This is a genomic window from Leifsonia sp. 466MF (genome assembly GCF_900100265.1).
Taxonomy (GTDB): domain Bacteria; phylum Actinomycetota; class Actinomycetes; order Actinomycetales; family Microbacteriaceae; genus Leifsonia.
In genome coordinates this window covers 2,115,064-2,126,653 of record NZ_LT629696.1, presented here as the reverse complement: position 1 = coordinate 2,126,653, position 11,590 = coordinate 2,115,064, and the positions used below count along the sequence as shown (strand labels likewise).

Genomic DNA, 11,590 nt, shown 5'->3' with positions numbered 1-11,590 from the left:
CCCGGGTCCCATCTCGGTGTGAGGAACGGCCCCTCTCCGGCGTCACTGGGCCGTCTCCGCATCCCGAGCCTATCCGGGTTCGCAGGCGACCGGGAGCCGTGCCGGTCAGTCCGTCGCGCCGCCCGGCATCCACTCCTCCGGGTAGTGGTCGCGCACTGCGGCGTTGAAGTAGGAGCCCGCCGACTCGGCGCTGCGCAGCTCACGCCACACCCGCGCGGGCACGAGGAAGTAGCGGTACACCTCGCCCGACACGAACTCGACCTCGAGCGTCCGCACGGACGGGTCGTAGCCCGCCGTCGCGATCACCGTGCTGTCGAATGCCACCCGCTCCACGTCCGCACCCTACGCCGGACCTCCGACGGCACTAGGATGTCCGAAGCGAAGGGGAGTATCCCGGACGGCTCGGCGGCAGGTGAGAACCTGTGCCCGGTCGGCGCTGTGCACGTCAACACGGTCTGCGAGGCAGCGGACCCGGGCACAGCGGCACTCACAAGGTGCAGGAGAGACTTTCGGTGTTTTTCCGCGCCCTCCGAAAGGTCCCCCGTTGCACACCGCGCTTCCCCTCTGGTTCGAGATCGGCTCCTTCGTCGTCCTCCTACTGATCCTCGCCTTCGACCTCCTGATCATCTTCAAGAGGCCGCACATCCCGAGCCCGCGCGAGTCCGCCCTCTGGGTCGCCTTCTATGTGGCGCTTGCGCTGATCTTCGCCCTGCTGATGCTGGTGGTAGGGGATGCGGAGCACGCCGGGCAGTTCCTCGCCGGGTGGTTGACGGAGTACAGCCTCAGCATCGACAACCTGTTCGTGTTCGTGATCATCATGGGCCGGTTCGCGGTGCCGAGGAAGTATCAGCAGGAAGTGCTGATGGTGGGCATCATCCTGGCGCTGATCTTCCGCGGGGTGTTCATCCTGCTCGGGGCCGGTCTGATCGCCAGCTTCAGCGCGATCTTCTACCTGTTCGGCGCGTTCCTCCTGTGGACGGCGTTCAACCAGGCCTTCGGCAAGCATGACGACGAGGGCGCGGAGGACTCCTGGTTCATCAAGTTCGCCCGCAAGCACCTGAAGGTGTCGACCCAGTACAACGGCAACAAACTGCGCACGGTGGTGGACGGCCGACGGATGTTCACGCCGCTGATCATCGTGTTCATCGCCCTGGGCACCACCGACCTGCTGTTCGCCCTCGACTCCATCCCCGCCATCTTCGGCATCACCCAGAGCCCGTTCATCGTGTTCACGGCGAACGTGTTCGCGCTGATGGGCCTCCGGCAGCTGTACTTCCTGCTCGGGCACCTGCTCGACAAGCTGGTGTACCTCAAGTACGGGATCGCGTTCATCCTCGCCTTCATCGGTGTGAAGCTGGTGTTCCACGCCATGCACGAGAACGAGCTGCCGTTCATCAACGGCGGCGAGCACATCGAGTGGGCGCCCGACATCAGCACCTGGACCTCGCTGCTGGTGATCGTCGGCGCCATGGTTGTCGCTACGATTGCAAGTCTGGTGAAGCTGCGGATGAGCGGCACCAGCGTCGCCGAGGCCATTCACGGTGACGAATCCGACGAGGACGAGGCCGAGGAAACGGTCGCCGACGGCACGCAGGAGGACCCCCGCACATGAGCTCTCTCGTCGGCGTGACCGTCCGCAGCGACACGGGTGCGGTCCGGCACGTCAACGAGGACAGCGCTCTGGCGCAGGATCCGGTGTTCGTCGTGGCCGACGGCATGGGCGGTCACGCGCGCGGCGACCTGGCCAGCCGGACGGCCGTGGAGAGCCTGGCGCGCACGCTGCAGCCAGGCTCTCGGCCGACACCGGACGAGGTGATCCGCGCCATCGACGAGGCGAACGCGGCGGTGCGGTCGCTGTCGGGCGCCGACGAGTCGGGTGCTGCCGTCGCGGGCACCACGCTCGCCGGGATCGTCCGCGTCCGCGTGCCGGAGCTGGCGGCCGAGCAGTGGATGGTCGTCAACGTCGGCGACTCGCGCGTCTACGCATGGGACGGCCGGCAGCTGCGGCAGCTGACCGTCGACCACTCCGCCGTCCAGGAGCTGGTGGATGCCGGCCTCATCACCGAGGCGCAGGCGGCGGTGCACCCGGAGCGCAACGTCATCACCCGCGCGCTCGGGGCTGAGGATTTCGTGGACACGGACAGCGGGCTGGTCGCCGAGACCGGCCGGCAGATCTTCCTGATCTGCTCCGACGGACTGACGCGCGAGCTCAGCGATCAGCGGATCGCCGAGATCCTCGCGCAGGGGCCGTCCGATCCGGCGTCCGCGCTGGTGGATGCGGCGAACGAGGCCGGTGGCCACGACAACATCACCGTGATCGTGGTTGAATCGGTGACCGGGGAAGACGCCCCGGCCCCCGTCGACACGCGCGAACGCGCCGACGGCAGCGGTCGGGAGTTCGAAGACACGCAGCCGAGGGAGTAGGTCGTCCGTGTTCGAAGTGCAGCAGGCGGCAGCCGGGGAGTGGGCGGTCGTCGCGGGGGGTGCGCGGGCACTGCTGGTGGCCGAGTCCGACCCTGCGCGGCTGCGGGCGCTCTTCGAGGCGGTCCGAGCGGGCTTCGCCGAGACACTGGATGCCCTGGTAGCCGGTGGGCTGAGCCGCACGCCGTCCTTCGCGCTGCTGGACGCATCCACCGGTCCGGTGCTGCTGGCGGTGCGGGGTACGGCCAGCGCGACCATCGCGGACGGCGGACCCGAGCGCACCGTGCGGGCCTCCGGGGTGTCGTCGTGGGTCGAGACGCAGCTGACCGACGCGACCGCCGTGACGCTAGGCGCTGCCTCGGGGGAGACGCTCCCGCTCGTGGAGGGCGTCGTGCGGTCCGGCGGTGTGGTCTGGTCCGCCGCGGAGCAGGCGGAGGATGTCGGCGCGACCGTCGCGGCCCCGCCGCGTCGCGAGCGCGAGACCGGACCGGTGGATGCGCTGGCTGTGGATGTCGGCGCGGCCGGCTCCGAGCCGGTGATCGCCGGACCGGCCGTCGAGGCGTTCGAGCCCGCGCCCGCGGAGCAAGCGCCGGCCGAGCCCGACCCGCATACGCGCGTCCCCGAGGCCACATTCGCCGACGTCCCGTCCGCCGACGCCGCCCCGGCGCCTGCGCAGCCGTCAGAGGCGCCCGGCTACGACCACCTCTTCGGGGCGACGATGGTAAGGAGCGTCGAGGACGCGGCCGTCCGCCCGGAGGAGGAGGACGCGGCCCCGCCGAAGATCGACCTCCCCGGCTTCATCACCGACTCCTTCCCGCCGGCCGCCGGCCGCCTCGCGGGCGATCACGACGGGCTCACCGTCATGAGCGGCGACCTGCCGCAGCGTGCGCGACTGACGGAGACCGAGCAGGAGCCTGCGCGCGAGCCCGCGCCGCAGACGTTCGCGGTGCTGCTGTCCGACGGCCGCCGGGAGCCGCTGTCGGCGCCGGTCGTCGTCGGCCGCGCGCCGAGCGTGTCGGCCGTCCCCGCCCTCCGCGGCGCGCGTCCGGTCACGCTGACCACCGCCGAGGACGACATCTCGCGCTCCCATGTCGCTGTCGCGGTCGAGGGCGACAGTGTCGTGGTCACCGACCTGCACTCGCGCAACGGCACCGTGATCGTCCTGCCCGGCAAGACGCCGCAGAAGCTCCGCAGCGGCGAGCCGACCACGGTCGTCCTCGGGACCGTGATCGACCTGGGCAGCGGGGCGACGCTGACCGTCGAGGCAGCCGGATGAGGCGCATGGCCTCGCAGCCGCCCGAGCTCGACGGCTTCCACTTCATCCGCCTGCTCGGATCCGGTGGCTTCTCGGACGTCTTCCTCTACGAGCAGCAGCTGCCGAAGCGCAGCGTCGCCGTGAAGGTACTGCTGACGGACGGCGTGGACGAGTCGGCGCGCGCCCGCTTCGTCGCCGAGGCGAACGTCATGGCCCGGCTCTCCGCGCATCCCTACATCGTCACGATCTTCCACGCGGGCGTGGCCGGAGACGACCGCCCCTTCCTGGTCATGGAGTACTGCTCGGGGCCGTCGCTGGCCGACCGGCTGAAGCGCGAGCGGATCGGCGTCGAGGACGCCCTGCGCACCGGCGTTCGACTGTCCAGCGCGGTCGCGACCGCCCACGCGGCGGGCATCCTGCACCGCGACATCAAGCCCGCGAACGTGCTCACCAACGCGCTCGGCTGGCCGGCGCTCACCGACTTCGGCATCGCCTCCGCGCTGGAGGAGCTGCCGGTGCACACCACGACGCTGTCCGAACTGCGGAGCTCGCCGTCGGACACCGCGACCTCCGGCAGCCGCAGCGTCGGTCTCAGCGTGCCGTGGTCACCGCCCGAGATGTTCTCGGACGACCCGGATCCGGATGTGCGCAGCGACATCTTCTCGCTCGCCGCGACCGTGCACACCCTCCTCGCCGGGCGGACGCCGTTCGAGGTGCCCGGGCGCTCCAACGGCACCCTCGACCTGATGGGACGCATCGAGCGGGGGATGATCACGCCGCTCGACCGGCCGGATGTGCCGGCGTCGCTGGCCGCCGTCCTGCGGCGGGGCATGGCGACCCGCCGGGAGGACCGGTACCAGACGGCCGTCGACTTCGCCCGGGCACTGCAGCGCGTCGAGCTGGAGCTGGGCCTCGCGCCGACCAGCATCGACGTGCCGAACCTCAGCGTGGGCGATGCGCGGCCGGGACCGTCCGCGGACGGCGGGGAGCAGGAGACGCGCGCGCGGTCGGTGGCCACGATCCGGGCGCAGCAGCCGGCGCCCGCGCCGAGTACGGTCGACGCGCGCTCTGCCGAGCGGCCGCCCGCCCCTGCCACACCCGCAGCGCCCGAGCCCGAGGCCACCCGCGTCCGCGGGGTCGTTCCCATCTCGGCGCAGCCGCCCGCGCGCTCCGCCACGACCGACGACAAACCGTCGGCCGAGCCCGTGCAGGACCACACCATCCTCCGCTCGCGCCCTTCGTCCGAAGAGGGCGACGGGACGGCGCAGTCCGGCGCGGACGACGCATCCGACCCGGACGCATCAACTGGTCCGCGCGACCCGCGTCGACGGCTCCTCACGTGGATCGGCGTCGGCGCCGCAGCGGTCGTCGTCCTGGCGGTCGCGGCGGCCGTCGTGGCCAACCTCGTCGCCGCTCCCTCAACCTCCACCGGCCCCGGAGCGCAGCCGAGCGACGGCGGCAGCATCGCCGTCACCGTCGTGCCGCCGCCGGTGCTGGTCTCGGCCGTCCGCGCCCCGGACGGCGCCAGCGCCACCTTCACCTGGAAGACGGCGGACGCGCAGAAGGACGACCAGTTCACCTGGCAGCAGGAGGGCACGACCAACGGGCCGTCCGTCACCGCCGAGCGGAAGGTCACCCTCACGAATCTGACGCCCGGCGTCCCGGTGTGCATCGACGTCGCGACGGTCCGCGCCGGCCGCACCTCCGAGCAGCTCAAGGCGTGTGCGCCGTGACCGCCGCGAAGCCGCTCACGGTCGAGTTCTGCGGCGAGCTCTACAGCGTCGAGCCGGGCACGGAGTTCGGGATCGGCCGCGAGGCCGAGCTGACTATCGACGACAACCCGTACCTGCACCGCCGTTTCCTCACCGTCGGGCACGATTACGGGATGTGGTGGCTGAGCAACGTCGGCACGCTGCTGACCGCGACGGTCACCGACGCGACGGGGACGATGCAGGCCTGGCTCGCACCGGGAGCGAAGCTGCCGATCGTCTTCCAGACGATGCACGTGATGTTCAGCGCGGGTGCGACGACCTACGACTTCACCATCTCGAGCGACGAGGACTACTTCAACACGGCGGTCCAGGTGGATGCGGCGGCCGGCTCCACCACCGTCCTCCCGGTGACGCTGACCACCAGCCAGCGCCAGCTGATCGTCGCTCTCGCCGAGGGGGTCCTGACGCAGACCGTTCCCGGCCGCGGCACCATCCCGACCTCCGCCGAGGCGGCCGAGCGCCTGGGCTGGAGCATGACGACGTTCAACCGCAAGCTCGACAACGTCTGCGACAAGCTCGACAAGCTGGGCGTCGCCGGGCTGCGTGGCGGCCGCGGCAAGCTCGCGACGAACCGCCGGGCGCGGCTCGTCGAGTACGCGGTGACGACGCGTCTGGTCGGCGTCGAAGACCTCCCCCTGCTCGATCAGCACGACGACACCGATGCCCAGGCCGCACTTGACCGGACGGCATCCGGGGAGGACCGTGGCACCGACGACTGAGGCGCTTCCCGCGTGGCCCGGCGGGATCGGCCCGGTGTGCATGGGGAGTGCTCCCCATTCCGGACGCGTCGGGGGGTCGTGTTAGCGTAGACGCGTTTTCCGGCCCGAGGGATTGCAGAGTCTTGGTTTCAGTGAGTGCGTGGTTCCGGCAGCGGAAGACCGCCGCCGTCATCACCGCAGTCGCCGTGGTCGCCGGGGTCCCGCTGACGATCGCCGTCCTCCACAAGGGCTTCCCCGTCAACGCGGTCGAGCTCGACACCCGCGACGTCTGGGTCACCAACGGCGAGAAGCTGCTCGGCGGTCGGCTCAACCATCAGATCGACGAGCTGGATGCCGCCGTGACCGGCGCGAGCGCCGACCTCGACGTCCTGCAGGACGGCTCCGCGTACTTCCTCACCGACCTCCCGCACGGCACGGTGGACAAGATCGACCCGGCCTTCGTCTCGCTCGGGGGACGCATCCAGGTGCCGGAGGACTCGCAGGTCGGCTACGGCGGGACGACGCTCTCCGTGCTCGCGCCGAACGGCAACCTCTGGGTGCTGGATGCGTCCGGCCGTCTCGACTTCGACAAGTCCAAGACCAAGCCGGTCGTGAAGGCGGGAGCCGGCGCGAAGCTCGCCGTCGCGAAGTCGGGCACGACGTTCGTGGTCGCGCCGAAGGGCAAGCGGCTGATCACGGTGGACGGGCCGGGCGCGAAGCCGCAGACCCGCGACTTCGCGGTGCCGGGCGCGTTCCAGGTGAGCGCCGTCGGCGACCAGGCGGTCGTGCTCGACACGCAGCGCAACCGGATGATCACCGGCGGCGGAACCACGGTCGACCTCCCCGCGAAGGGCCTCAGGCTCCAGCAGCCCGGGCCAGACGACCACGCCGCCGTCGTGGCGACCGCGAACAGCCTCCTCAGTGTCCCGCTCGGCGGCGGGACCGTCACCGCGAGCCCCGCCGGCGCGACCTCCAAGGGCGGCGCCGACGCGGTGTCGGCCCCCGTGCGTCTCGGGACCTGCTCGTACGGCGCATGGTCCGGCTCCGGCCGCTACCTCTACGCGTGCGACGGCAAGAAACCGGTCGGCATCGACATTGACCAGCCGGTCGCGGGCGACGACCTCGAGTTCCGGGTCAACCACGGTGTCATCGCGCTGAACAACCTGCGCGACGGCAACGCGTGGGTCGTCTCCTCCAACATGCGGCTGGTGCAGAACTGGGCGCAGTTGAAGCCGAACGACACCACCGTGCAGGGCGAGACCGGCGAGGAGAAGCCGGTCGTGCAGTCCTTCGCCGACACTCTCGCGCAGCGGACCGACCAGAACCGGCCGCCCATCGCTGTGAACGACACATACGGCGTGCGCCCGGGGAGGTCGACGGTGCTGCACGTTCTCACGAACGACACCGATCCGGACGGCGACGTCCTGACGATCTCGGACGTCTCGGCGATCCCGGTGGATCAGGGCGTGTTACAGCTCGTCGAGGGCGGCCGCGCCATCCAGTTCACGCCGAAGGACGGCCTCAGCGGCACGATCTCGTTCCGCTACTCGGTCGACGACGGCCGCGGCGGAACGTCATCCGCCCAGGTGGATGCCACGCTCAAGCAGCCCGCCGTGAACGAGGCTCCCGCATCCACCCGGTCGAGCACGGCCCAGACCGAGGTCGGCCAGTCGGTCACCTACAACGTACTCAACGACTGGGCGGACCCGGACGGCGACGACCTGAGCCTGGTCGCCGCGTCCGCGACCACCGAGGACGACGTGCGGTTCAAGCCCAACGGCGACGTCATCTTCACCAGCAAGACCGGTCAGGCGGGCTCCAAGGAGGTGCGCGTCACCATCTCCGACGGGCGCGCGTCGGCCACGGGCAGCCTGATCGTGACGGTGAAGCCCGCCGGAACGCTCGACCCGGTCGCCGTGACGGACTTCGCCGACGGGTTCACCGGCCGTCCGGTCGTGCTGCATCCCCTCGACAACGACCAGTCGCCGTCGGGTGAACCCCTGTCGCTGGTCGGCGCGGGCCTCGACGGCGGCAGCGGCGCCCAGGTCACCGCGGACAGCACCCGCGGCACGATCACGGTCCGCAGCAACGCGCCGGGGGAGTACTACCTCGTCTACACGCTCGGGGCGGGGCCCAAGACGACGACGGGACTCGCGCGCGTCGACATCGCGCCGCAGGGTGCGAGCGAGGCTCCGCCGATCGCCGTCACCGACAAGGCGTACGTCCGGCCCGGCGAACCGACGTCCGTCGCCGTCCTCGAGAACGACGTGTCACCGTCCGGCCGGGTGCTCGCCGTGCGCTCGGTGTCGGTCGGCAAGGGCGCCGAGGACCTCAACGTGGAGGTGCTCGACAACGCCGTGGTCAAGATCACGGCGCCGACCGTCCTCACCCAGCAGGTGCAGCTGTCCTACGTCGTCTCGGATGGGATCAACGAGGCGACCGCCGGCATCACCGTCGTGCCCGTCCCGCCGCTCGTGCAGCACCAGCCGCCGGTGGCCGTCGACGATCAGGTGCCGGTCCGCGCCGGCGACGTCGCGACTGTTCCCGTCATGGACAACGACTACTCGCCGGACAACGCCCCGTTCACCCTCGACACGCAGCTGCGGGATGCGAGCGGCGCCGGTCAGGGCGCGACCGCGTTCGTCAGCGGCGAGACCGTCCGCTACCAGGCGCCGACGACGCCCGGCCAGTACAACGTGGTCTACGGGATCACCGACAAGTACGGCCAGAAGGCGCAGGCGACCGTCACCTTCGTCGTCGGCGCCCCCGACAAGGGCTCCGACCGTGCGCCGCAGCCGCAGCCGCTCACCGTCCGCGCCTTCGCGGGCTCGTCGGTGCCGGTGGAGGTGCCGCTCGACGGCATCGACCCGGACGGCGACTCCGTCTCGCTCTCGGGGCTCGCGACGCAGCCGACCCTCGGGCGGATCTCGGACTCCACCAGCCGCTCGTTCACGTACCAGGCGTATCCGGACTCCGCGGGCACCGACACCTTCACGTACCAGGTGAAGGACACCTACGGGAAGACGGCCACCGGCACGGTGTCGATCGCCGTCATCCCACGCCCGGACCAGGTGCGGCCGCCGATCGCGGTCAACGATCCGGTGCAGGTGAAGCCCGGCCGGACGATCGCCGTTCCCGTGCTCGACAACGACTCCGACCCGAACGGGTACGCGATCGCCCTGCAGAAGAAGCTGCTGCAGGTGGACGAGGGTCTCAAGGCATCCGTGCACGGCAAGATCGTGCTCGTCACGGCGCCCAAGGAGGAGGGCTCGTTCGTCGTCCGTTACCAGATCACCAACGGGCAGGGCGGCGTCGCCAGCGCGTTCATCCAGGTGACGGTGACCCCGAACGCGAAGGATGTGCCGCCGACCGCCGTGGACCACGTCCTGGAGCCGGACGAGGTGGCGAACAAGCAGAGCGTCAAGGTGAACGCGCTCGAGGGCGCGACCAACCCGTCAGGACTGGTCGACGACCTGAAGGTCGAGGTCACCGGGCCGAACGCCTCCGCCGCCGAGGTGGGCCAGGACGGCTCCATCACGGTGAAGCCCGGCGAGCAGCGGATCGCGATCGCCTACACGCTGACCGACACCGTCACCGGGCTGAAGGGGACCGCGTTCATCGTGGTTCCGCCGAAGGGCGACGCCACGGCACCGCCGCGGCTCAAGGACGGCCTGCCGCAGCAGATCGTGCAGGCCGACGGGTCGAAGAGCTGGAAGCTGTCCGACATCCTCACCGTCCCCTCCGGGCGCGACTACAAGCTCACGGGAGCTTCGGGCGTCAGCGCCACCAACAGTTCGGGTGGATCGTCGTACGGCGACGAGCAGACCCTCACGTTCACCGCCGCGAAGGGATACCGGGGACCCGCGGCCATCACCTTCAAGGTCAGCGACGGTCGAGAGGCCGGACAGAGCTCGGACCGCGTGACCACGCTGGTCCTTCCGATCACGGTCGGCGAGCCGGACCAGTCCGACGTCGCGCCGACGTTCACGTCCCCCAGCGAGAAGATCGAGCCGGGGGAGGCACCGCTCTCGGTCGACCTGCGGGCGTCGAGCTTCCACCCCAATCCCGAGATCCTCAACAAGCTGACGTACTCGGGCGGCACGTCGTCCAACCCGAAGATCCAGTCGGGCCTGAGCGGGTCGACGCTGACCCTCTCCGCGCCACTGGGCGTGCAGGCGGGGGAGACGGCGACGATCGCGGTGACGATCAGCTCGGGGACGCACACGATCTCGGGCACCGTCAACGTGCAGGTGGTCAGCTCGAGCAGGCCGGTCGCCACGCAGAAGAACCCGCCGCAGACGGCTGAGGTCAAGCGCGGACAGACCGCGACGGTCGACGGCGCGTCGAGCGACGCCCAGTGGGTGAACCCGTTCCCCGGGCAGCCGCTGACCATCACCGACGCGACCGCGCAGAGCGCGCCGGCCGGGGTGACGGTCACGCACACGGGGTCGTCGATCAGCGTCAGCGCGTCCTCGGGGGCCGCGATCGGTGCAGTGAACGTGGTGTACCACGTCGAGGATGCGACGAAGGACCCGAAGCGCACCGCGTCGGCCATCGGGCAGCTGCGTGTGACCATCCACGACGTCCCGTCGAAGCCGAGCGCGCCATCCAACCCGCGCGCGAGCGATGGGAAGGTGACCGTCTCGATCAAGGCGCCGGCGGACAACGGGAAGCCGATCACGCAGTACGAGGTGACGGACGGCAATGGGCACACGGTGAACACGGCGTCTGTCGGGGATGTGACGATCGGCGGGCTGACGAACGGCAAGTCGTACTCGTTCACCGTGCGGGCGCAGAACGCGGACGGATGGAGCGAACGGTCCGCCGGGAGCACGCCGGTCACCCCGTACGGCACGCCGACCAAGGTGAGCGGCGTCTCCCTGCAGAGCAGCGGGAACGCCCCGAGCGACCTGACCATGAGCTGGAACGCGCTCTCGGACCCGAATGGCACGGGTGGTGGCCAGGCGACCTACCACTATCGACTCAATGGCGGCTCGTGGCAGACCACGACGGGCACGAGCGCGAAGGCGAACAACAAGGGCGCGGGAACGTACTCCTTCGAGATCTACGCGTCGAACGCGGGCGGCAAGGATGGACCTCACGCGACCTCCAACAGCGTCGAGGTCAAGGATCCGCCGCCGCCCTCGCCGTCGATCGATCTGAGCAAGGGCGACCTGAAGCCCGGTTTCGTCCACAGCTACACGTACGACGTGACTCTCCACAATTTCCCGGCGAATCGATCGTTCTCCATGCAGGTGCACTGCAATGGAGGGACGTTGTCCAACAAGTCCATCTCGACCGATGGCAACGGGTACGGCCACTACCGGGGCAACCCGGGGAGCGACCTCGACCCGTGGTGCGGCTACCCGGGCGCATATGTGGTCGTGAACGGCGTGCAGAGCAGTGTTCAGGACTGGTCCAAGTAAGGAGATGCAGCAGTGGCA

Annotated in this window: 7 protein-coding genes; 6 read left to right on the top strand and 1 reads right to left on the bottom strand. The window is 70.3% G+C overall.

Annotation, left to right across the window (positions count from 1 at the left end; genetic code table 11):
* Window positions 1-105: 105 nt before the first annotated feature.
* A complete protein-coding gene (locus BLR91_RS10130) occupies window positions 106-333 on the bottom strand; it encodes a KTSC domain-containing protein (RefSeq protein WP_089875441.1) in 228 nt (75 codons plus the stop codon).
* Window positions 334-544: 211 nt separating this feature from the next.
* Between BLR91_RS10130 and BLR91_RS10125 the strand changes: the two genes are divergently transcribed.
* The 6 genes from BLR91_RS10125 to BLR91_RS10100 all read left to right on the top strand — a co-directional run bounded on the left by BLR91_RS10125 (window position 545) and on the right by BLR91_RS10100 (window position 11,572).
* On the top strand, window positions 545-1,612 hold the full coding sequence (locus BLR91_RS10125; RefSeq protein ID WP_018190640.1) for a TerC family protein: 1,068 nt from the start codon (window positions 545-547) through the stop codon (window positions 1,610-1,612).
* Entirely contained in the window at window positions 1,609-2,424 is an 816-nt protein-coding gene (locus tag BLR91_RS10120; protein ID WP_018190641.1) for a PP2C family protein-serine/threonine phosphatase, read from the top strand. Before BLR91_RS10125 ends, BLR91_RS10120 begins: the two co-directional genes overlap by 4 nt.
* 7 nt (window positions 2,425-2,431) lie before the next feature.
* Window positions 2,432-3,697 carry an FHA domain-containing protein gene (locus BLR91_RS10115; protein ID WP_089875442.1) on the top strand — a complete coding sequence of 422 codons (1,266 nt, stop codon included), beginning with the start codon at window positions 2,432-2,434 and terminating at the stop codon, window positions 3,695-3,697.
* Window positions 3,698-3,702: 5 nt separating this feature from the next.
* The gene (locus BLR91_RS10110; RefSeq protein WP_089875443.1) at window positions 3,703-5,409 is read left to right on the top strand and encodes a serine/threonine-protein kinase; all 1,707 of its coding nucleotides are present in this window, start codon (window positions 3,703-3,705) and stop codon (window positions 5,407-5,409) included.
* Window positions 5,397-6,167, top strand: a complete 771-nt coding sequence (locus BLR91_RS10105; protein WP_089875444.1) for a hypothetical protein — start codon at window positions 5,397-5,399, stop codon at window positions 6,165-6,167. The genes BLR91_RS10110 and BLR91_RS10105 overlap by 13 nt, the downstream gene beginning before the upstream one ends.
* Window positions 6,168-6,298: 131 nt before the next feature.
* Window positions 6,299-11,572 carry an Ig-like domain-containing protein gene (locus BLR91_RS10100; RefSeq protein WP_089875445.1) on the top strand — a complete coding sequence of 1,758 codons (5,274 nt, stop codon included), beginning with the start codon at window positions 6,299-6,301 and terminating at the stop codon, window positions 11,570-11,572.
* Window positions 11,573-11,590 lie beyond the last annotated feature (18 nt).

What these genes read in the sequence shown, in the direction of transcription:
- BLR91_RS10120 (WP_018190641.1), top strand. Translation starts at nt 1,609, where the DNA reads ATGAGCTCTCTCGTCGGCGTGACCGTCCGCAGCGACACGGGTGCGGTC.
- BLR91_RS10110 (WP_089875443.1), top strand. Translation starts at nt 3,703, where the DNA reads ATGGCCTCGCAGCCGCCCGAGCTCGACGGCTTCCACTTCATCCGCCTG.